The sequence below is a fragment of the Ruminococcus sp. AM42-11 genome (assembly GCF_003480145.1).
Taxonomy (GTDB): Bacteria; Bacillota; Clostridia; order Lachnospirales; family Lachnospiraceae; genus Blautia_A; species Blautia_A faecis.
Window position 1 is genome coordinate 1 of record NZ_QUIO01000010.1, and the last position, 21,039, is coordinate 21,039.

At 43.8% G+C, this 21,039-nt stretch carries 21 protein-coding genes and 2 pseudogenes; all 23 read right to left on the reverse strand.

Going from position 1 to position 21,039, the window contains the following annotated elements; translation table 11 throughout:
• Positions 1–477: 477 nt before the first annotated feature.
• The 23 genes and pseudogenes from radA to DW904_RS25190 all read right to left on the reverse strand — a co-directional run bounded on the left by radA (position 478) and on the right by DW904_RS25190 (position 20,751).
• Complete coding sequence (radA, locus tag DW904_RS07595) at positions 478–1,854, reverse strand: DNA repair protein RadA (RefSeq protein WP_118579011.1); 1,377 nt, start codon at positions 1,852–1,854, stop codon at positions 478–480.
• Positions 1,848–2,261: an endosialidase gene (locus DW904_RS07600; RefSeq protein ID WP_118579014.1), complete on the reverse strand. Its 414-nt coding sequence runs from the start codon at positions 2,259–2,261 to the stop codon at positions 1,848–1,850. The genes radA and DW904_RS07600 overlap by 7 nt, the downstream gene beginning before the upstream one ends.
• A 180-nt stretch (positions 2,262–2,441) precedes the next feature.
• Positions 2,442–4,901, reverse strand: coding sequence for an ATP-dependent Clp protease ATP-binding subunit (locus DW904_RS07605; protein ID WP_118579017.1), 2,460 nt, complete (start codon positions 4,899–4,901; stop codon positions 2,442–2,444).
• A 62-nt stretch (positions 4,902–4,963) separates the two neighbouring features.
• Positions 4,964–5,335 carry a GntR family transcriptional regulator gene (locus tag DW904_RS07610; protein WP_118579020.1) on the reverse strand — a complete coding sequence of 124 codons (372 nt, stop codon included), beginning with the start codon at positions 5,333–5,335 and terminating at the stop codon, positions 4,964–4,966.
• Positions 5,336–5,475: 140 nt separating this feature from the next.
• Positions 5,476–5,655 carry a hypothetical protein gene (locus DW904_RS23740; RefSeq protein ID WP_243110337.1) on the reverse strand — a complete coding sequence of 60 codons (180 nt, stop codon included), beginning with the start codon at positions 5,653–5,655 and terminating at the stop codon, positions 5,476–5,478.
• Positions 5,640–6,368, reverse strand: a complete 729-nt coding sequence (locus tag DW904_RS07615; RefSeq protein WP_243110338.1) for an SseB family protein — start codon at positions 6,366–6,368, stop codon at positions 5,640–5,642. Before DW904_RS07615 ends, DW904_RS23740 begins: the two co-directional genes overlap by 16 nt.
• A 208-nt stretch (positions 6,369–6,576) precedes the next feature.
• Positions 6,577–7,770: an FprA family A-type flavoprotein gene (locus DW904_RS07620; RefSeq protein WP_118579023.1), complete on the reverse strand. Its 1,194-nt coding sequence runs from the start codon at positions 7,768–7,770 to the stop codon at positions 6,577–6,579.
• A 141-nt stretch (positions 7,771–7,911) separates the two neighbouring features.
• Positions 7,912–9,185 (reverse strand): annotated as a pseudogene (gene purD / locus DW904_RS07625) (phosphoribosylamine--glycine ligase).
• A gap of 10 nt (positions 9,186–9,195) precedes the next feature.
• Positions 9,196–9,822, reverse strand: coding sequence for a phosphoribosylglycinamide formyltransferase (gene purN / locus DW904_RS07630; RefSeq protein ID WP_118579026.1), 627 nt, complete (start codon positions 9,820–9,822; stop codon positions 9,196–9,198).
• On the reverse strand, positions 9,816–10,841 hold the full coding sequence (gene purM / locus DW904_RS07635; protein WP_118579246.1) for a phosphoribosylformylglycinamidine cyclo-ligase: 1,026 nt from the start codon (positions 10,839–10,841) through the stop codon (positions 9,816–9,818). The genes purN and purM overlap by 7 nt, the downstream gene beginning before the upstream one ends.
• Before the next feature lie 129 nt (positions 10,842–10,970).
• Positions 10,971–11,477: a 5-(carboxyamino)imidazole ribonucleotide mutase gene (purE, locus tag DW904_RS07640; RefSeq protein WP_118579028.1), complete on the reverse strand. Its 507-nt coding sequence runs from the start codon at positions 11,475–11,477 to the stop codon at positions 10,971–10,973.
• Between the two features lie 160 nt (positions 11,478–11,637).
• A complete protein-coding gene (locus tag DW904_RS07645; RefSeq protein WP_347562054.1) occupies positions 11,638–13,689 on the reverse strand; it encodes an aminopeptidase in 2,052 nt (683 codons plus the stop codon).
• 95 nt (positions 13,690–13,784) lie between these two features.
• Positions 13,785–14,390: an HD domain-containing protein gene (locus tag DW904_RS07650; RefSeq protein ID WP_118579031.1), complete on the reverse strand. Its 606-nt coding sequence runs from the start codon at positions 14,388–14,390 to the stop codon at positions 13,785–13,787.
• Between the two features lie 73 nt (positions 14,391–14,463).
• A complete protein-coding gene (locus tag DW904_RS07655; protein WP_118579034.1) occupies positions 14,464–14,778 on the reverse strand; it encodes a DUF6142 family protein in 315 nt (104 codons plus the stop codon).
• A 273-nt stretch (positions 14,779–15,051) separates the two neighbouring features.
• A complete protein-coding gene (locus DW904_RS07660) occupies positions 15,052–15,513 on the reverse strand; it encodes a VanZ family protein (RefSeq protein ID WP_243110339.1) in 462 nt (153 codons plus the stop codon).
• 10 nt (positions 15,514–15,523) lie between these two features.
• Entirely contained in the window at positions 15,524–15,676 is a 153-nt protein-coding gene (locus tag DW904_RS22805) for a hypothetical protein (protein ID WP_187566586.1), read from the reverse strand.
• A gap of 79 nt (positions 15,677–15,755) precedes the next feature.
• Positions 15,756–16,430: an orotate phosphoribosyltransferase gene (gene pyrE / locus DW904_RS07665; RefSeq protein WP_118579037.1), complete on the reverse strand. Its 675-nt coding sequence runs from the start codon at positions 16,428–16,430 to the stop codon at positions 15,756–15,758.
• 361 nt (positions 16,431–16,791) lie between these two features.
• The gene (locus tag DW904_RS07670; protein ID WP_118579040.1) at positions 16,792–17,697 is read right to left on the reverse strand and encodes a dihydroorotate dehydrogenase; all 906 of its coding nucleotides are present in this window, start codon (positions 17,695–17,697) and stop codon (positions 16,792–16,794) included.
• The gene (locus tag DW904_RS07675; RefSeq protein WP_118579043.1) at positions 17,694–18,476 is read right to left on the reverse strand and encodes a dihydroorotate dehydrogenase electron transfer subunit; all 783 of its coding nucleotides are present in this window, start codon (positions 18,474–18,476) and stop codon (positions 17,694–17,696) included. Before DW904_RS07675 ends, DW904_RS07670 begins: the two co-directional genes overlap by 4 nt.
• Before the next feature lie 10 nt (positions 18,477–18,486).
• Positions 18,487–19,412 (reverse strand): annotated as a pseudogene (pyrF, locus tag DW904_RS07680) (orotidine-5'-phosphate decarboxylase).
• A gap of 46 nt (positions 19,413–19,458) precedes the next feature.
• Positions 19,459–19,917 carry an amidohydrolase family protein gene (locus tag DW904_RS25180; protein WP_347562055.1) on the reverse strand — a complete coding sequence of 153 codons (459 nt, stop codon included), beginning with the start codon at positions 19,915–19,917 and terminating at the stop codon, positions 19,459–19,461.
• Between the two features lie 31 nt (positions 19,918–19,948).
• Complete coding sequence (locus DW904_RS25185) at positions 19,949–20,278, reverse strand: hypothetical protein (RefSeq protein WP_347562056.1); 330 nt, start codon at positions 20,276–20,278, stop codon at positions 19,949–19,951.
• On the reverse strand, positions 20,275–20,751 hold the full coding sequence (locus tag DW904_RS25190) for an amidohydrolase family protein (protein WP_347562057.1): 477 nt from the start codon (positions 20,749–20,751) through the stop codon (positions 20,275–20,277). The genes DW904_RS25185 and DW904_RS25190 overlap by 4 nt, the downstream gene beginning before the upstream one ends.
• Positions 20,752–21,039: the final 288 nt, after the last annotated feature.

Genomic DNA, 21,039 nt, shown 5'->3' on the forward strand with positions numbered 1-21,039 from the left:
TCTCTCGTCATTACTGTTATAAAAAGTTCATTCATTTGAATGATGATTCGTTAAGAATTTTCGAGAATCGTATGTGTTTCACTGTTTAGTTATCAAGGTTGTTTGTCTGTCATCTCTTTGCGACAGCTTGTTTACTTTACCATATCTTCCAAATCTTGTCAAGCACTTTTTTCAAAAGTTTTTGAGATTTTCAAGATTCTGTCTAAAGTTGTTGTTTTCTGTCGTTCTGTTCAAGCGACTTGGTTACTTTATCATAAGTTCAGTCATTTGTCAACAGTTAATTCGAATTTTCTGAAAACTATTTTATTTTTCAGCATTTCAGAAGCAATTCCTTGCGACAGCTTGTTTACTATACCACTGCCGCAAGGAATCGTCAAGCACTTTTTACAAAAAAATCCATATTTTTTTACAGGTTATCATTGCTTACTTTTTCAAGTATTATTTTTCTATATATTTTTACAAATGTAAACATAAAACCTATTTACTCATAATATACCGAATCGCCTCCTGAATCTGTCTCACATACACCAGCTTAATCCCATCAGCTTTTTCCACCGAGCTTCTGCACACTTCCGGCAGGATCACGGTGTCAAATCCCAGCTTTTTCGCCTCCTGCACTCTCTGCCCCGCCATACTTACGGCACGTACTTCTCCACTAAGTCCAATTTCACCAAAAGCCATCAATTTGTCTGGAATTACAATATCCTTCATGCTGGATGCAATTGCCAGGCAGATTCCAAGATCAATCGCCGGTTCTGTCATCTTCATCCCTCCGGCAATATTTACATAGGCGTCAGAAGAAGCAAGATGAAGCCCAACTTTCTTCTCCAATACAGCCATGAGAAGATTGACCCTGTTAAAATCCGTTCCCACAGCAGTCCTTCTTGGAATACCAAAATTACTCTCACAAACCAATGCCTGAATTTCCACAAGGATCGGGCGTGTTCCCTCCATAGAACATGCCACAACACACCCTGACGCGTTCTCAGGACGTCCCTCTAAAAGATACTCCGAAGGGTTTGAAACTTCTTCAAGACCAGTCCCCTGCATTTCAAAAACGCCAATTTCATTGGTAGAACCAAATCGATTCTTCACCGCACGCAGAATCCGATAGGAAGCGTGTCTGTCTCCCTCAAAATAAAGCACTGTGTCAACCATATGTTCCAGCACTCTCGGACCTGCCACATTGCCCTCCTTGGTCACATGACCAACAATGAAAATCGTTATTCCAAGACCTTTTGCAATCTGCATCAGTACATTCGTAGACTCTCTTACCTGGGAAACGCTCCCCGGTGCAGAACCAATCTCCTCATCAAACATAGTCTGAATAGAGTCCACAATAGCTACATCTGGTTTCTTTCGTTCCATTACTTCTCGTACAGTATCCAGATTGGTCTCACATAAAAGCTGAAGGTTTTCGTTGAAAGTGCCGATACGGTTAGCACGAAGTTTGATCTGACGCAAAGACTCCTCACCGGAAATATAGAGGACAGAATTTCCATTCTCAGCCAGATTCCGGCACACCTGTAAAAGAAGGGTGGATTTTCCGATACCTGGATCTCCCCCCACAAGAACCAAAGACCCGGGGACAATGCCGCCCCCGAGTACTCTGTCAAGTTCCCCTATTTTCGTTGTCTGACGTTCATCCTCTTTCAGACTGATCTCCTTCAGAATCACTGGTTCAGACTGCTGCCTGGAAACGGACTTACCGCCTCCTGATGCCTTTTTCCCTGTAGATACAGGTTCTTCCGCAAAAGAATTCCAGGCCTTACATCCAGGGCACTGTCCCATCCATTTCGAGGATTCGTAACCGCACTCCTGGCAAAAATATACCATTTTTTTGTTTTTTAGCATTTTACAATTTTTACATCAACAGCTGAGCCATTTCCAAGCTCTACGCTGAAAGAAAGCTTTCCGCCAAGGTTAGTCTCCATTTTACCTGTACTTGCTCCGTCAAGATATACCTCATACTGTGCTTCTGCTTCAAGTTCTACAGTAATCTGTGCATCCTCCGGTCCCTCTACGCGAAAACTCATCTGGTTTCCGTCCTGTGCAAGATTGAATACAGCGGTACCTGGTACGGACTCATATACAAACATACCGTTGCGTTCCAGCTTGGTGATCTCCTTGAATGTTTTTACTTTATACATATCTCCCTGATGTGGGTAATCAGAAACCTTTGATTTCTGGTTCTTCTCATAATCTCCAAAGCTGATGGTACCATTTTCCTCTGTACGGATCAGTTCCTTTACTACTGCCATGATGCTTGTCCTCCCTAAGACTCTTTCGTTATGTTCTCCGGCGGATTTCTCCTCGCCAGATCCTTTTCACCGGTTTCCCCGATGTTGTACATATTATATAATAAAACTTTTTTCTTTGCCAGTACCTTATATAAAATTTATAGTAATTTTAGAAGATTACGTTACTGTTCAAACAGAATCTTACTTCACTATAAAACGAATTTCTTTATTTCTATACTGTACCTGCACGATGTCTCCCCGCTTGATTTTGCCCTCCAGGAGCTCATTTGCCAGCCGGTCTTCTATCTTGGACTGAATGGCCCGGCGAAGAGGTCTTGCACCGTATTTAGCATCAAATCCGGCTTCTGCAATATAATCTACTGCAGAATTCGTCACATTCAGATGAATATCCATCTGTTCCTCACAACGTTTTTCCAGTGATTTCAAGAGTAGAAGTACAATTTTACGGATTTCCTCCTTATTCAGGGTGTGGAATACCATAATCTCGTCAATTCGATTCAGGAATTCTGGTTTGAAAAGACGGCGCACTTCTTCCATAACGCCGGATTTCATTTTTTCATAATCCTTTTTCTCATCTTTCTGGGAAATAAACCCAAGCTGCTTCGGTTCTACGATTGCCTGTGCGCCCGCATTGGAAGTCATGATAATGATTGTCTGTTTAAAATCCACTTTTCTTCCGTGGGCATCTGTAATATGTCCGTCATCCAGCACCTGAAGCAAAATATTAAACACATCCGGATGTGCTTTCTCGATCTCATCAAAAAGAATAACACTGTATGGATTTCTGCGTACTTTTTCACTGAGCTGTCCGCCCTCATCATATCCCACATATCCTGGCGGAGAACCGATCAGCTTGGAAACACTATGTTTCTCCATATATTCAGACATGTCTACACGAATCATAGCCTGTTCGCTGCCAAATACAGCCTGAGCCAGCGCCTTGGAAAGTTCTGTTTTTCCAACGCCTGTTGGTCCCAGAAACAGGAAAGAACCAATTGGACGGTTCGGATCCTTCAATCCTACACGACCACGTTTTACAGCCTGAGAAACAGCACGAACCGCTTCCTCCTGACCAATCACGCGTTTGTGAAGTTCTTTTTCCAATTGAGCAAGGCGTCTGGTTTCTCCTTCTGTCAATCTTTGTACCGGAATTTTGGTCCAGTCGGATACAATGGAAGCTACGGCTTTTTCGTCCACTTTTCCGGATTTTCTCTGATTCTTCTTTTCTTCTTTTACTTGAAGCTGCTCAAGTCTGGCTTCTGCTTCCTTCTGTTTCTCCTGACATTCTTTGGCAAGACTTAAATAACCAGTTTTGATGGCACGCTCTTTCTCCTGAAGGATTTCCTGAATCTCACGGCTTAAATCCTCAATCTCGGAAGAAGCCTGATATCCGGAAAGCTGTACCTTAGAAGCAGCTTCATCAATCAGGTCGATTGCTTTATCCGGAAGAAATCTGTCGTTAATATAACGTACTGACATTTTAACTGCTGCTTCCAAAGCTTCATCTGATATTTCTACTTTATGATGTCTTTCATAGTATGGGCGAAGTCCTTTCAGGATCTCGTAAGCCTCCTCTTCAGAAGGCTCTTCCACGGTGACCGGCTGGAAGCGTCGCTCCAGAGCAGCATCCTTCTCTATATATTTGCGGTACTCTTCCAGAGTGGTCGCACCTATGATCTGCAATTCTCCACGGGAAAGAGATGGCTTCAGAATATTGGAAGCGTCAAGGGCTCCTTCTGCTCCGCCAGCTCCAATAATTGTATGAAGCTCATCAATAAACAGAAGAATCCCCTGATTCTCACGTACTTCATCCACGACCTTACGGATACGCTCCTCAAATTCACCTCTGTACTTGCTTCCAGCCACCATTCCAGACAGATCCAACACTACCAGTCGCTTGTCTTTAATCGTCTCCGGAACACTACCTGCAAGAATCCTCTGGGCAAGCCCCTCTGCAATAGCAGTCTTGCCTACCCCAGGTTCTCCTACCAGACATGGATTGTTCTTGGTTCTACGGCTTAAGATCTGGATCAGTCTGCTGATTTCCTTTTCCCTTCCCACAACAGGATCCAGTTTGCCCTCTGCTGCCATCTGGGTCAGATCACGGCTGTACTGGTCAAGTGCCGGTGTCAGGCTGCCTCCGGGATTTTGCATGGCCTTGGCAGCCTGGAACTCTTCCTGAATAGACTCATTGTCATAGCCCATGGCTCCAAGGACTGCTGCATAAAGCTTCTGGATATTCACTCCCATCGTATATAAAAGCCTGGTTCCAACACAGTCCGTCTCGCGGAGCATGGCAAGGAGCAAATGCTCCGTTCCGGCCTTCTCACAGCCAGAATTCTGTGCCTCTGCCACAGCACTTTCCAGAACCTTCTCTGTTCTCGGACTGTATGCCGGCTTCATTTCAATCTCAGTTACATTTCCCACTTCTGCCGGAGTCACCAGCTTGTCGATCAGTTCCACCAGCTTCTTGCCATCTACCTGAAATTCCTCCAGGACTCTTCCGGCAGCGCCTTCTGTCTCACTTAAAAGTCCCAGCAAAAGATGTTCTGTACCAATATAGCCCAGTTCAAAGTCAATGGCTGCTGCCTTTGCCAGTGTCAGGGCTGTCTGAGCCTGTTTCGTAAATTTATTTCGCATTGATCAATTGTTCCTCCTTACGCTAGTGTACAAACAAGTTGATTTCTCGAACAATCTCGCTTTTATTTCTCATATTCATCCAGGATCTCATCTATAAGACTATGCACTTCTTCCCTGGTCACATTATTGCAGCAGCCTCTTGCCAGCGCAACACGCAAATTCTGCTTCAGTTCCTCCATAGCCCTTAATTTATCCACATCCAGGCAGATTACCGCGCCTTTTCTTCTGTCAATGGAGACAAATCCTTCCTGGCGTAACAAGGAATAGGCCTTGTTTACTGTATGCATATTAATTCCAATGGTATCCGCAAGCTGTCTGACAGATGGAAGAGGATCTCCTTCCTGCAGCCGGGATGTGGCAATTCCCATAATGATCTGATTCATCAGCTGGGTATAAAGTGCCTCGTCACTCTGGAAATCTATCTCTATTACCATTTTATCCCTCCCTGTAAAAAACAGTGAATATTACAAAACAAAGGGACCGGAGTCATACTGCCCCGGTCTCTTCCTGTCTTTCGTAATAATCACTTCGTCTAAATATAAGCCATCTGCAAAGCTGGCAGCGCTCCCTATTCCTACTGAACCGGTGTCTCAGCTGCCGGTGCTTCTTCTGCCTTTACTTCACCCTCTGATGCCTTAGTCTCCTGAGCTGCTGCCTCAGCAGGCGCACTCTCAGCCGGTGCTGCAGCCGGAGGGATCTCAACACCCAGAATCTTTCCAAGCTGTACTCTGTCAAGGATCAAATTGAATCCCATCGGTTGATCACAAATGCTTTCGCCTGGTTGATAATGAGACCTGGCAGTTTGGCAAATGGAACCTTGGCTGCCCGAAGCTTCTTGCCTCTTGCAAATTTATCAAATTCCATAACATCTGTAAAAGCCGGCTGAAGAATATCCCCCTGTTTGTTCTTAAGATATGGAATGTTAACCTTGGTCGGGTCTTCCGGATCAGTAGCCATAGCTACCAGGAATTCAGATTTCTTAAGGTTCACGATCAGCTCTTCTTCCATTTCACGAAGGTTCACAGTGCGCTCCTCTTTCTTAATCGGGCGACGGAGCTCCTGCATAAAATAGATACCGGAAAGCTGAAGAGTGGAATTAAAAAGTGGCTGCTTCTTCGGCTCAAGCTGGCTGAAATCTGCCTGTCTGGCAATTCTGGTAAGTTCAACCTCAATCTGATTCTCTCCATCAACCCATACTACACTGTTTACACCGATTGCATAAAGTGTGCCGTAGAATCTTGGGTAGTCTTTCTTCTCATATTTCATTCCCATAAGAAGAATCTTATCCTCTAATTTCTTCTTGCCAAATGCTTTAATCTCCTCTTCTGTGGCAAATACCCACACCTGATCATTAAAGCTCTCCTGATCGCAAATTACATATGGAAGCTTCGTAGCCTGTGAATACGCTACAAAGATTTCGTCTCTTGTCTGTAATTCCTTAATTGCTTCCTGTTCAGTGATTCCCATGTCATTATCCTCTCAGTCCTGGTTTCCTGCTGTCGTATACGAAAATTCTATGAACCTTGTCCTGTCTGGCAGATTTCAAAACATATCGACAAAAACCTAATATAGGTTTTATTTTATAACAAAATTGCAAAAAAGTAAAGTCTAACCGTCAGTGTTTTTATGCAATTTTACCGCATTCCTGGCATCCACTGATCCGACAAACTTTCTCTTATTTTGTCATAAATTCTACAATCTTATCAAGCTGTGCCAGCTGGTCTTCTTTCAGGGCAGACTTTACCGTTACCGTCTCTTCATAGATTTCCATATCTTTCATACCGGAAAGGATCTCTTTCATCTGCTTACCTGCAGTAGGAGCCCAGGTACCGTTTTCCAGAACTGCCACTTTTCTCTTCTGCAGATTGTGGGCAGCAAGTTCATGAAGCAAGGTTTCCATCTTCGGGAAAAGTCCTGCATTATAAGTCGGGCAGGCAAATACGATTCTGTCACAGCGGAATGCTTCCGCTACCAGATAGGAAGGATCTGTTACAGAAACATCATAAACCTTCACATTCTTCTCCCCTGCATCTGCCAGTCTGCCTGCCAGAACATCAGCTGCATTCTCCGTATTTCCATAAATGGAGGCATACATAACCACAACATTATGATCTTCAGGTGTATAAGTGCTCCATTTCTGATATTTGTCAATAAACCATCCAAGATCCTCTCTCCAGATAGGACCATGAAGTGGGCAGATCATGGCGATATCAAGTGTAAGGGCCTTTTTCAGGGCACTCTGAACCGGTCCGCCGTATTTTCCAACAATATTTACCAGATATCTTCTGGCGTCATCCAGCCACTCTTCTTTAAAGTTTACTTCATCTGCAAACACATTTCCATTCAGCGCTCCAAAAGTACCAAAAGCATCTGCGCTAAAAAGCACTTTGTCATATGCATCGTATGTAACCATTGCCTCTGGCCAGTGAACCATGGGGATCATGGCAAACGCAAGGGTATGTTTACCTGTACTAATGGTATCTCCCTCTTTGATCACAACTGCATGGGCATCCACGTCAAAGGTAAAGAACTGTTTCATCATGTTAAAGGTCTTGGCATTTCCCACAACCTTCACTTCCGGGAATCTTCTTACCACCTCTTCCACAATTGCACAATGATCTGGTTCCATATGGTTTACGATCATATAATCCAAAGGTCTGTTTCCAAGAACATGCTCCAGATTTTCAAAAAACTGTCCGCTTACAGACTTGTCAACTGTATCCAGAAGCACGGTCTGCTCATCCAGGATCACATAAGAGTTGTAGGAAACTCCTCTTGGAATCGGGTAAATATTTTCAAAAAGGGCAAGTCTTCTGTCACTTGCACCGATCCAGTATAAATCTTCGTTTACTTTCTTCACATTGTACATAATGGTTCCTCCTAATGCTTTTGCTAAACAAATTCTGCAACACAGAATTCTCTGACTTTTGTATTTTCATCCTGTCAGGACTTCCATAACCAAAAACAGACAGGAAACACTCTTGTCTCCTGCCTATTTTATACCATTTAATTATGCTTCGTCAATTGCTTTTCCAATATCATGGCGCATATATTTATTTGCAAAAGTGATCCACTCTGTTGCCGCATAGGCATTTTTTCTGGCCTCTTTTAGATTGCTGCCTGTGGCTGTGATTCCTACAACACGTCCACCATTTGTAACGATCTGTCCATCCTTAAACTTGGTTCCGGCATGGAAACAGTAATATCCCTCTTTATCCTTGAAATTCTCAAATCCATACATCGGGATTTCTTTCTCATATTTCACCGGATATCCGTCACTTGCGAGAACTACACAAACAGCGGCATTGTCCTCAAACTGAAGATTGATCTGATCCAGAGTTCCATCAATGCAGGCTTCCATAACTTCTACAATGTCGTTCTTCATACGTGGAAGAACAACCTGTGCTTCCGGATCTCCGAAACGGGCATTGTATTCCAGTACCTTCGGACCATCTGCAGTCAGCATCAGACCAAAGAAAATGATTCCTTTAAATTCTCTTCCTTCAGCAGCCATTGCATCCACAGTTGGCTGATATACATATTTCTTACAGAACTCATCCACCTCTTTTGTGTAGAAAGGACTGGGAGAAAAGGTTCCCATTCCGCCTGTATTTAAGCCCTGGTCACCGTCCTTTGCACGCTTATGATCCTGTGCGGAGGTCATGGTTTTAATTGTTTTTCCATCTACAAAAGAAAGAACGGAAACTTCACGACCAGTCATAAACTCCTCAATAACCATGGTATTTCCGGCGCTTCCAAACTTCTTATCTTCCATGATCTCTTTCACACCAGCTTCTGCCTCCTGAAGATTCTGACAGATCAGAACACCTTTTCCAAGAGCAAGTCCGTCTGCTTTGAGGACGATAGGGAATTTTGCTTCGGTGCGAAGATAAACCAGTGCCTTTTCCGGGTCATCAAAATTCTCGTATGCGGCTGTTGGAATGTTGTATTTCTTCATCAGATCCTTGGAAAATGCCTTAGAGCCTTCCAGGATTGCTGCATTTTTACGAGGTCCGAATACCCGTAAACCACGGGATTCAAACTCGTCTACTATACCGCCTACCAACGGATCATCCATACCGATGATGGTAAGGTCTATCTGATTTTCCTGAGCAAAATCAGCAAGTTTTTCAAATTCCATAGCACCAATGTTCACGCACTCTGCATACTCTGCAATTCCTGCATTTCCCGGTGCACAGTAAATCTTATCTGCCTTAGGCTTCTGGATACACTCCATGCGATTGCATGCTCTCTTCCGCCGCTTCCTACGATCAGTACTTTCATAATCTCCTCCTTAATCGCTGATAGTCACAATATGATCTTCTACTGAAATCTTTCCATTGGCAATGAGATTAATTGCTTTCGGAAGGATCTTCCACTCTGCCTTTTCCATTACACTTCTCTGAAGAGACTGTGGGGTATCATCCGACTCGATTTTTACTGCTTTCTGCAAAATAATAGGGCCGGTATCTGTACCTGTATCCACGAAATGAACAGTAGCACCTGTTACTTTCACGCCTCTTTTTAAGGCAGCTTCATGAACATGAAGTCCATAGTATCCTACACCGCAAAAGGATGGGATCAGGGATGGGTGGATGTTGATAATCTTATTTGGAAATGCCTCCACGATCATAGGTGGAATTGCAACCAGATAGCCAGCAAGAACAATCAGTTCTGCACCGCTTTCCTGCAATTTCTTTAACAGTGCCTTATGAAATTCTTCACGGTTTTCAAATTCTTTAGGGGAAATACAGACAGCCTCTATACCATGGTTCTTCGCTCTTTCCAGTGCGTAAGCATTTGGATTATTGCTGATCACAAGAGAAACTTCCGCGTTGGTGATCCTGCCGGAATCAATGGCATCCAGGATTGCCTGGAGATTGGTACCGCCTCCTGATACCAGGACAGCAACCTTTAGCATAATGTCACTCCCTTTTCTCCTGCTTCAATACGTCCTACTACGTATGGTGTCTCACCTGCTGCCTTGATTGCTTCCATAGTCTTATCTACATCAGCCGGATCAACTGCCAGAACCATACCAAGTCCCATGTTGTAGGTGTTGTACATCATCTTTTCTTCAATGTCTCCGGTCTTTGCAAGAAGCTTAAAGATCGGAAGTACCGGATAACTGTCTTTCTCGATCACGGCTCTTGTGCCCTCTTTGAGCATACGAGGTACATTCTCATAGAAACCGCCGCCTGTGATATGGCTGCATGCGTGGATCTTAACCCCTGCATCTTTAATGCTCTTAAGAGCTTTTACATAAATCTTGGTTGGTGCGATCAGCGCCTCACCAAGGGTAGTTCCAAGTTCATCATAATATGTGTCCAGAGACTCTTTTGTCATCTCAAACACTTTGCGGACAAGAGAGAAACCATTGCTGTGTACGCCTGAGGAAGCCATTCCGATCAGAACATCTCCGGTATTTAAATTCTCTCCTGTAATCAGGTCTTTTTTATCAACAACACCAACTGCAAATCCAGCCAGGTCATACTCGTCTACCGGATAAAATCCTGGCATCTCAGCAGTTTCGCCGCCGATGAGGGCTGCGCTTGACTGGCTGCAGCCTTCTGCAACACCTTTTACGATCTCAGCAATCTTCTCCGGATAGTTCTTTCCACAGGCAATGTAGTCCAGGAAGAAAAGAGGTTCTCCGCCTGCACATGCAATATCGTTTACACACATTGCCACACAATCGATTCCAACAGTGTCATGTTTGTCCATAATAAATGCCAGTTTCAGCTTGGTTCCAACTCCGTCAGTTCCGGAAACCAGTGTAGGCTCTTCCATATCCTTGAAGCTGTTCATGGAAAAAGCACCTGAGAATCCGCCGATTCCTCCAAGTACCTCTGGTCTCATAGTCTTTGCAATATGCTGTTTCATTAATTCTACTGATTTATATCCTGCCTCAATATCAACGCCCGCGTTCTTGTAATCCATGCCTTTTTCCTCCCAGAATTTTATGGTTTCTATTATGGTGTTTATTATGGTTTTCATAGAAAGATCCTGCCTTGCAGAATTCTTCACCTGCATCAGCAGAAAGGGTTATTCTGTCCCTGCTGTATAACTCTATTTTGTATAAGCCTTATGTCCTACTTCCTGTAATTTCGCATCCTTGGCTTCGACCTGCTCTTTCAGCTCCTGGCTGTAGGCTTTCAGACGTGCAAGAAGCTCCGGATCGGATGTTGCAAGAATCTTCGCTGCAAGAAGACCAGCATTTGCCCCTCCGTTAATTGCAACAGTTGCTACCGGAATGCCGGATGGCATCTGTACGATGGAATACAGGGAATCTCTTCCCCCAAGTGATGTAGTGTGCATAGGAATTCCGATAACCGGCATCGGGAAAATCGCTGCGCACATTCCTGGTAAATGTGCTGCCATACCGGCACCTGCAATGATGACCTTAAATCCTTTTTCCTCAGCTGTCTTCGCATAATCAAAGAACACGTCCGGCTCTCTGTGTGCGGAGATGATACGCATTTCGTAATCAATCCCAAGTTTCTCCAGAATGTCTGCTGCCTTGCTCATTACCGGCATATCTGAATCACTGCCCATTACAATTCCTACTTTTGGCATAATATTCTCCTCTTTTAGTTATATTTAGAACTACCATTCGCGTAAATTCTACTAAGAATAACATTTTCTGTCAATACGATTGAGGCAAAGAAAAATTTTATAGGGCTAATTAATTTTGCTGTTAGATTTTAAACTTTCCTTTATTCCTCAAAAGGTTTATTCAATTCTTCCGTTCCGGCCAGCACAAATCTGCCATCCTCAATAATCGAAATTTTCTCCCCATTCTTTCCAGGAACACAGATGCTTCCCAATTCATCATAGGGAATGGTAATATCCGTATGACAGCCAAAGTACGCCTTGCTATATCTTCTTTTCTTAGAATGGAGATTTCATTATCTCTTGCAATGATTTCTTTTCCATCCGGATTGTACATGGCAGTATCCTCAGACCAGCTGTAACAGGTATCACCTACTGCAAAATGGGGTCCCATTTCTGCAATCAGAATAGGCAGCTTATCTGCAATGTTGTATTTCTTCGCAGCTACATAAGCCGTAGTATTCGTTCCGATTGCAAATTCACCCATTGGAAGTGTTGGATGATGGAACAGGATATTATCCTCAATATATTTTTTATTCTCTTCTTCATTTTCAAAATTTCCGCAGGAATAGGATGCAATTTTTCCATCTTTAAATTCAAGTTTCAGATCACGGAACTGAAGGCCTTCCAGATATACCTGGCTTACATGAAGAAGACCGTCTGTTCCGGAAAGAACAGGGGAAGTAAACACTTCACCAACGGGAATATTTACATCCGCTACACAGTTCTCGAAATTGGACTGCTTCGTCGGGTCGGTAAGAGTGTGCAGATGTATCCTGAGATCTGTTTCATTTGCTCCTTTTCCCTTTACAGATACCCATTCTGCAGTATCCAGAGTATCGATAAGGGTCTGCTGGATTTTCTGGTAAAGCTGGTAATCCAGGGTGTTGATTTTCACGATCTGGCGGAAAATCTCCTCATAATCACCGCCGATCTCAGGAACCGGATATGCAATAATGGTAAAACTTCTCTCATCACCTTTAATGTAGCGGTTTGTAATCTGTCCAGCTTCATTTTGCATCTCAATTTCCAGCTTCTGCTGGGCATCACTGAACTGCCATGCCTCTTTTACACTCACCGGTGAAAACGGAGCTTCTCCAAATACCTCAATGCAGGCCGGACCAGCGTGAACATACGCCAGCTCCTTATATTTTTCATAGGAAGTCTGCAGGGCACGAAGGCGCTTCTGCACAAAATCCTGATCCAGAAAAAGCGCCCCGTCCTGTCGATGATCATAGTCAAACTGCGGGTTTGCAACAGCGCCTGTATAGCCAATTCTATAAGAGCCGCGCCTGTTTACCGCATGGGTCGGATAGCGATATATGACTGGCTTCAGCCCCATCTCCTCAAACTGAAGAACTGCCGCTTTTACCATACGTTCAAAACCAAGGTTGTAGCGGATATTGACTGTTTTCTTTTTGCTCAGGTCTTTGTGTCCATTTACAAATCCCAAACGGTAGCCCTCTGTATAAGTTCTTGCGCAGGAATCGATTTCTTCCTGGGAAAGACCGTTAAGAAATGCAGCCACTCCAAGTTCATTCTCTGTAATGCATTCTCCAAACAGATACAGGTAACGAAGGTCTGAAAAATCAGAATTCATGATAATTTTTGCCGCAAAATCCAGCTCCGGGTCCACGCACTCTCTAGTGCGGTACTCTATCATATCCTGGCAGTAATCATTTGCATAGGAATTTAAAATCCCCCTCAATTCTTCCTCTGTAGGAACCTCTTCCTGAGCAAAAGCGCCATAAACTTCCAGAAACAGCTCCAGAAGCACAGTTATGTCCCACAGCCTCTTTTCAAAGGCATAGACCACAATACCACGCAGCTCTGCATACAGGAAAGAAAAGTCTTTTCCGTATTCCCCAAGCTTTTCACAGGCATAAACCGGATTTCCGTAGCTGTTTCTATAATTTTCCGGAAGGATATCTGCATACAGATCACGATTCAGTTCTTTCCATTCATCTATAGATAAATCAGCCGCATCTGCAAGTTTCCTTGGTTCCCTGGCTTCTCCCAAAAATACAACGCCATCCATAATTTCCACATTTTTTTCAAGAAAAGCAGCTGTTTTCTGGAAAAAGTCCAGATATGGCATCTGTACTGCTTTCTCCTCTTTGATCTCACATACTCTTTCTTTTGCAAGAGCATAACGTTCCATCAGTAATTCGTCCACACGTTTCCCTCACTTTTCATTTTTTTACACGAAGCTATCCGTCACGGCACCGACAGCGCCTGTTTGAATAATTTTTTCCGCGATCAGCACACTTCTTATTCTTTTTTGGACATATCATCGATCACATGTCCTTTTTCTACATGCTGGTCAATCAATTCCTGCATATATTCCCAGATTTTTGGTGCTCCCTCACCAGTACGGCGGTTTCGTGTGTAAATCTGACTTTTCTTCACGCCATGCTCTACCCAGCTGATTCCATCTGTAGCATTGTTCAGAAAAAGTGGCTGACTGTTGTCCAGCATGTGCGCATATTTGGCCTCTGGTGTTTCATAAGCTTCGAACTCTTCCCAAAGATCATAAAGCCATTTTCCCTGGTCTTCCGGAAGAATGCCGTAAATGCGCTGTGCTGCAGCTTCTTCTCTTGTATGCTGGGTAGCTCCCCCAACAGCATCATAAGCATAGGTATCTCCTGCATCGATCTCTACCAGATCGTGAATCAGTACCATAGGAATGACTTTGGAAAGATCAACTTCCTCTGGTGCATATTCTTTCAAAAGTACTGCCATAAGCGCCAGGTGCCAGGAATGTTCTGCATCGTTTTCCTTGCGTTTTCCATCCGCCAGATAGGTCTGACGCATAATATTTTTCACTTTATCTGCTTCCAGAATAAAGTCCAATTGCTTTTTTAAACGTTCATCCATATATATCCCCCTTCCCCTGTCTGATCAATTATTATTGCTTTCAAACGGATTTCCACAATACATACGCCGTGCTCTACAATCCGGTCAGGTACACTCCGATCCACACGATCAGAAACAGTCCATTGCTGATCGAACCGATAATACTGGTTTTATGGCTTCTGCCCTCCTCAGAAAAGCTGAGCAGTCCCATAATAAATCCGTATACGGAAAGAAGGGTGGCAAATAAGCCCACTCCTCCTACCAGAAACCCAAAGCTGTCATCCAAAAGATACGCCAGGACAACAGCCGTTATAAACAACAAAAAGGACGCTGCCGCCAGACCGGCAGACAGCTTCCCTTTTTTCGCTTCTTTTTTCTTTGTAAATGAATATCTATATCTTCTTGCCATAATGGAACTTTCTCCTAAATGGACATGTCTGCCCACGCAAGCATGTCAAAATATGAAAGTCAGCTGCTGCCATACAATATCCATAAATCCGCTTAGGTAAGCATGGCTCATTCATGGCTGCTATCCAGGACTTTCCTTCGAATATGATGTTACTGTTCACTTCGTTCACAGTAACACGCTTCGCGATGCACAGAAATCATGCTTTGCATAATTTCGCGCCGCAACTCTCGGGTTTTCTGTGAACTTTGTTCACAAAAAACACCTCGCGGAATGTTACCAGTGAACAGTAACAATATGATTACAGACGAAAAAAAGAACATACCCCAAGGTTGCCCCCAGGGTGTTCAAAATCATATCATCCACATCAAAACAGCCAACCTTCGTGACCAGCTGGATCACTTCTACAGTCAGACTTAATATAAATCCTGATACACAGATGAGAAAACCGCTGTTCATTCTTCGGAAAATAACAGGAAGGATAAACCCGAAAGGCAGGAAGCCTATCACATTTCCGAATATGTTGGAAAATACTGCAAATGTGCCAAGCTGCTCCCGGTATATCCAGAACCTTCTGATTTCCACAAAGGGAATCAGATTATACCTGTATACCCGTTGCGCCTCTGCCGCCCTGCCATATTCCTCTGAAAAGAACAGAAAATAGACAAGAAAGATTATATAGATGGCGAACAGCAGGATTCCCATACGGCGAATTAAATTCTTCGTTTCCTTTTTCAAAAAAATCCCCTTAAATCATCATATCGGATTTGCCCTTCAGAAGTCTGGCACCATTCACGATCATGAGAATACCAGTGGTCACACCTGTCACCAGTGTGATGATCCCAAGTGCAATACTTCCGGCCCCTACGCCAGATACGATTTTATAAAGCTTTTCACTCATCAGCATTTCCTCCTTTTATCATTATGCCGCCAGTTGCCGCAGCACACTTTCAGAATTTTTAATGCTGCATAGAATTCTCTTATTCTGCGCCGTACTGCTCATAGTATGCATCAATAGCAGCTTTTAATGTGTCATCAATGATGACTTTCCCTTTATACTCTTTGTTGTAAAGATGCTCTACTACCTCTGCCATAGTTACAATAGCAGTTGTCTTAAGGCCATATTTCTCCTCAATCTCCTTTAAAGCGCTCTTAGTACCCTGTCCGCGCTCCATACGGTCTACAGAAACCACAAGACCGATTGGAGAAACATCACCCTGGGCTTTGATGATCGGCAGAGTCTCCTGAATAGAAGTTCCGGCTGTCGTAACATCCTCGATGATCACAACCTTATCTCCGTCCTCAATCGGGCTTCCAAGAAGAATTCCCTTATCCCCATGATCCTTTACCTCTTTACGATTGGAGCAATAGCGGATATCCTTGCCATACTCCTCGCTGATTGCCATTGTCGCTGCAACAGTCAGCGGAATTCCCTTGTATGCAGGTCCAAAAAGCACATCAAAATCCAGACCGAATTTGCTCTCAATTGCTTTTGCATAATACTGGCCTAATTTTCTTAACTGAGCTCCTGTACGATAAAATCCTGTGTTTACAAAAAACGGAGTCTTTCTTCCGGATTTGGTTACGAAATCTCCAAATTTCAATACATTGCAATCAATCATAAACTCAATAAATTCCTGTTTATACTGTTCCATTTTTATCCTCCTCGTATATGGACTGTATCTGTTATTGGTCTTTCTTAAATCATATTTGAAAAAACTCTTGCATACGCCGGTTTCAAAGCAAAGCCCAGTTACATTATTGTTCACTCCATGATCTGTAATGTAACCGCTTCGCGCTCTCTTTATAGTAGCACAAAATATGGGCGTGGTCAAAATCTCTTTTAAACCGCGAAGTAAAACCTATTTCAGTGTCACTGTTCACTCCGTTCACAGTAACACGCTTCGCGATGCACAGAAATCATGCATTCGCATGATTTCGCACCACACTTCTCGGTTTTTCTGTGAACTACGTTCACGAAAAACACCTCGCGGAATGTCACCAGTGAATAGTAACCTATTTCACACATCCAATCAGCTCATTAATATCTTCCACTTTCTGTCTCTCAAGGAATGCAGCCATACCATCCACAACCTCCTGAGTAGTGTATGGATTAATGAAATTTGCAGTTCCTACAGATACTGCAGTGGCACCCGCCATAATGAATTCCAGAGCGTCTTCAGCACTTGCAATTCCACCCATTCCGATAATTGGGATCTTCACTGCATTTGCCACCTGATAAACCATGCGTACTGCCACAGGCTTCACAGCCGGACCGGACATACCACCTGTTTTATTTGCCAGTGCAAACGTTCTGCGGTTAATATCAATCTTCATTCCGGTAATGGTGTTAATAAGGGAAACCACATCTGCACCGCCTGCTTCTGCTGCCCTTGCCATCTCTGTAATATCTGTTACATTAGGACTCAGTTTCATAATCACCGGCTGTCTGGCATATTTTTTTACTTCTCTTGTAATGGCCTCCAGAGCCTTGGGATTCTGTCCAAAGGCAATGCCACCTTCCTTTACATTCGGGCAGGATACATTGATCTCCAGCATATCTACTGGCTCATTTCCAAGACGTTCCACAACCTCACAGTAGTCCTCTGTGGTCTTTCCGCATACATTTACAATGATCTTCGTATCGAATTTCTTCAGAAATGGAATATCTCTCTCACAGAAAACATCGATTCCGGGATTCTGAAGACCGATAGCATTCAGCATTCCTCCTGTGGTCTCTGCCACACGGGGTGTAGGATTTCCAGGCCACGGCACATTTGCCACGCCTTTTGTCACGACTGCACCAAGATTATTCAGGTCTACAAATTCACTGTATTCTGCACCGGAACCAAATGTTCCAGATGCAGTCATTACTGGATTTTTCAGAGTCACTCCTGCAAGATTTACGCTCATTTTGCTCATAACTCCACCTCCGTACTTCTGAACACCGGGCCGTCTTTACATACGCGCTTATTGTGTACATGCGAATGGGCATCCGTTTCTGTGGACTGGCATACACAGCCAAGGCAGGCACCGATTCCACAAGCCATGCGCTCTTCCATGGAAACCCAGCAGGGGATTCCCTTCTCCAGTGCATAGGCCTTGATGGCGCGAAGCATAGGCTTAGGACCACAGGCAAAAATCACGTCTGCTTTCAGATCATTCTCCCGGATCGCATCCATTACATTTCCTTTGGTTCCGGCAGAGCCGTCTTCTGTTGCAATGTATACCTCACCATTTTTTTCAAATTCCTCATTTAAAAACAGCTCATCACGATAGCCAAGAACTGCAATCTTCTTAGCATCCAGCTGCTTCATGGTCTCCAGCATAGGCGGAACACCGATTCCTCCGCCCATAAGGAATACCCTCCTGCCAGCAGCCTCTTCCAGCGGAAATCCATTTCCAAGAGGTCCAAGAAGTTCAAGCTGTGCACCTGCATGCAGTCTGGAAAAGCTTTCTGTACCTGTTTTCGGACCTGTTACACGATAGACAAGGCGAAGTGCACCTTTTTCTTTATCAATCTCACAAAGACTGATAGGACGTGGCAGCAGTTTGCTTCCATCCTGTGTATAAACGGAAACGAACTGTCCCGGCCTCGCATTCCCTGCAATGGTCTTTGTCTGAATCCACATGCTGTAAATGTCTTTTCCAATACATTCCTGGCTGAGGACTGTACAGGTTTCTTTTACCTTTGTACCCATTTTCTTCCTCCTAGCGGTTCTCAAGTGCAGTGCTGATATCAAGAATCATGTCTTTCACTGCCTGACGGGAAGCATCTGCATAGTTCGCTTCACCAAACTTTGCGTATTTTTCCTGCTTGTAAGCTGCAATAATTCCTCTGGAGGAGTTTACGATAGCACCAAGGCCATCTTTGTTAAAGAAATGTACAAGATCTGCACCCTTACCACCCTGTGCGCCATATCCTGGTACCAGAATAAAGGTTTTTGGCATAAGTTTTCTTAATACTTTTCCCATTTCCGGATAGGTAGCACCTACAACTGCGCCTACATAGCTGTAACCGTCTCCCATAAGCTCATCTCCCCATTTGGCAACTTTCTCGCCTACCCACTCATAGAGAGGACGTTTTTCAATTACTCTGTCCTGGAACTCACCGCTGGACGGATTGGAGGTCTTAACCAGAACAAAAATTCCTTTTTTCTCTTCTTTACAAACATCCATGAAAGGCTTCACTCCGTCTGTTCCAAGATATGGGTTTACAGTTGCAAAATCCTCATTAAATGGAACATAAGTCTTGCTTCCTACCTGAACCTTTCCAAGATGTCCGACGGCATAAGCTGCAGATGTGGAACCGATATCACCACGTTTAATATCTCCAATTACTACAAGGTCTTTTTCCTTGCAATAATCTACAGTACGCTTGTAAGCCATAAGTCCCGGAATTCCAAACTGTTCATACATAGCGATCTGCGGCTTCACAGCAGGAATCAGATCATATGTGGCATCCACAATTCCTTTATTGTACTGCCAGATTGCTTCTGCAGCACCTTCCAGCGTCTCTCCGAATTCCTTGAATGCAGCTCCTGGATCTGCTTCGGAATATAATTCAGCATTGGGTCAAGGCCTACTACAATAGGGGCTCCTGTTTTCTTGATATTGGCAATAAGTTTGTTGATCATGGGTGTTTCCTCCTTAATATGTTTTCCTGGAAATTTCATTTTTTTCTTATTTAGCAGCAGAATCCTTGTACACAATCTTACCATCGCAAATAGTGTATAGAATCTTTCCTTTCACCTCTTTGCCCTCAAATGGGGTGTTTTTGCCTTTGGAAACAAAGTCTGCTTTGTGAATGGTATATGGATTCTTAATGTCCGCGATTATCACATCTGCCGGATGTCCTTTCTGTAAGGTTCCACATGGCAGGTTCAGAATCTGAGCCGGATTGTAGCTCATCTTCTCTACAAGCTGGGAAAGAGTGAGGATTCCAGTCTCTACAAGAGCGGTGTAACTAAGTGCAAAGCTGGTCTCGATTCCCACAATTCCGAAAGCTGCGGTTCTCATGGAACCGGTTTTGTCTTTCTGGGTGTGTGGGGCATGATCCGTGCTGATTACCTGAATGTAGCCCTCTTTCAGACCTTCAATCAGCGCATCCACATCTTTCCTGGTACGGAGAGGCGGATTCATTTTATAGTTTGGATCATCTCTTTCAATATCATCAGATGTGAGTATAAATGATGGGGCAAACTTCTGCTGTTACATTCTCAATGCCTTCTGCCTTTAACATTTTCATCATAATTGCAACACCTTTTGTAGAACAGTGGCAAAGGTGCAGCTTAGCGCCTGTCTCAATGGCAAGCAAAGAATCTCTTGCCGCAATGGTATCTTCTGTAGAATTGCAGATTCCCGGAAGCCCAAGGCGTTTGGCGTTCTCATCCTCATTCATGCAGCCGTTTCCACGAAGAGACATATCCTCACAGTGATCAAAAATAGGAAGTCCGGCTTTCACGGCTTCTTCCATCGCCTGCTTGCAAAGGCTTGCTTTCATAACAGATTTGCCATCTTCGGAAAGACAGGTACTCCCGCTGCTGCCATGCCTGCAATATCAGAAAGCTCTTCCCCAAGTTCTCCCTTTGTCATGGCTCCTGCCTGGAGCACATGAATAGCGGAAACCTGCGCAGCTTTATTTTTCACATAGTTTGCACGGTCAGGGCTGTCAATAACCGGTGTGGTGTTCGGCATCGCCACTACAGTAGTCACACCGCCTCTTGCAGCTGCATGGGAACCGGTTTCAATGTCTTCCTTCTCCGTCTGTCCAGGATCACGAAAATGTACGTGAAGATCCACAAGGCCTGGCATTACTACCAGTCCCTTAGCGTCTATAATCTTGTCATCTTTATCCTTTGCTTCCAGCTTCTCTCCCACTTTTTGGATTACGCCGTCGTCCAGATAAACATCCGCAATTTTATCAATCTGAGCAGCCGCATCCACAACACGTCCGCCTCGAATCAGAATACCCATTTGGTTCTCTCCCTTCTGGTATAACGTAAACTTTATCACAACCTATCATACACGAATTTTTTCATTTAATAAAGAGTTTTTTTCCCTTCCGGCATTTTTCCTTATATCTTCCATCCAATTATATTTTTTGTTGCACAATTTTAATTATCCTTGACTTTTTTTAGTTCAGGTTATATAATCAATCCATGTCGAAGATTATTAATGTAAAATCACTAGTTTTTAGAGATTATATATTTACATGATATAGTCTGTAAAATCTGGTGATTTTTTTTCGCCAGAACATCTTTT

Coding starts and splice junctions, on each gene's coding strand:
- DW904_RS07620 (WP_118579023.1), bottom strand. CDS start 7,770: ATGTACAATGTGAAGAAAGTAAACGAAGATTTATACTGGATCGGTGCA.
- purE (WP_118579028.1), bottom strand. CDS start 11,477: ATGCCAAAAGTAGGAATTGTAATGGGCAGTGATTCAGATATGCCGGTA.
- DW904_RS07610 (WP_118579020.1), bottom strand. CDS start 5,335: ATGGTAATAGAGATAGATTTCCAGAGTGACGAGGCACTTTATACCCAG.
- DW904_RS07600 (WP_118579014.1), bottom strand. CDS start 2,261: ATGGCAGTAGTAAAGGAACTGATCCGTACAGAGGAAAATGGTACCATC.
- DW904_RS07650 (WP_118579031.1), bottom strand. CDS start 14,390: ATGGATGAACGTTTAAAAAAGCAATTGGACTTTATTCTGGAAGCAGAT.
- DW904_RS23740 (WP_243110337.1), bottom strand. CDS start 5,655: ATGGGATTCAATTTGATCCTTGACAGAGTACAGCTTGGAAAGATTCTG.
- DW904_RS07675 (WP_118579043.1), bottom strand. CDS start 18,476: ATGGGTACAAAGGTAAAAGAAACCTGTACAGTCCTCAGCCAGGAATGT.
- DW904_RS25180 (WP_347562055.1), bottom strand. CDS start 19,917: ATGAATCCGCCTCTCCGTACCAGGAAAGATGTGGATGCGCTGATTGAA.
- DW904_RS22805 (WP_187566586.1), bottom strand. CDS start 15,676: ATGAGTGAAAAGCTTTATAAAATCGTATCTGGCGTAGGGGCCGGAAGT.
- pyrE (WP_118579037.1), bottom strand. CDS start 16,430: ATGGAACAGTATAAACAGGAATTTATTGAGTTTATGATTGATTGCAAT.
- DW904_RS07615 (WP_243110338.1), bottom strand. CDS start 6,368: ATGGGAATCACTGAACAGGAAGCAATTAAGGAATTACAGACAAGAGAC.
- radA (WP_118579011.1), bottom strand. CDS start 1,854: ATGCTAAAAAACAAAAAAATGGTATATTTTTGCCAGGAGTGCGGTTAC.
- purN (WP_118579026.1), bottom strand. CDS start 9,822: ATGCTAAAGGTTGCTGTCCTGGTATCAGGAGGCGGTACCAATCTCCAG.
- DW904_RS07605 (WP_118579017.1), bottom strand. CDS start 4,901: ATGCGAAATAAATTTACGAAACAGGCTCAGACAGCCCTGACACTGGCA.
- purM (WP_118579246.1), bottom strand. CDS start 10,841: ATGGATTACAAGAACGCGGGCGTTGATATTGAGGCAGGATATAAATCA.
- DW904_RS07655 (WP_118579034.1), bottom strand. CDS start 14,778: ATGGCAAGAAGATATAGATATTCATTTACAAAGAAAAAAGAAGCGAAA.
- DW904_RS07670 (WP_118579040.1), bottom strand. CDS start 17,697: ATGAGCAAAATGAGCGTAAATCTTGCAGGAGTGACTCTGAAAAATCCA.
- DW904_RS25190 (WP_347562057.1), bottom strand. CDS start 20,751: ATGGGTATTCTGATTCGAGGCGGACGTGTTGTGGATGCGGCTGCTCAG.
- DW904_RS25185 (WP_347562056.1), bottom strand. CDS start 20,278: ATGAAAGCAAGCCTTTGCAAGCAGGCGATGGAAGAAGCCGTGAAAGCC.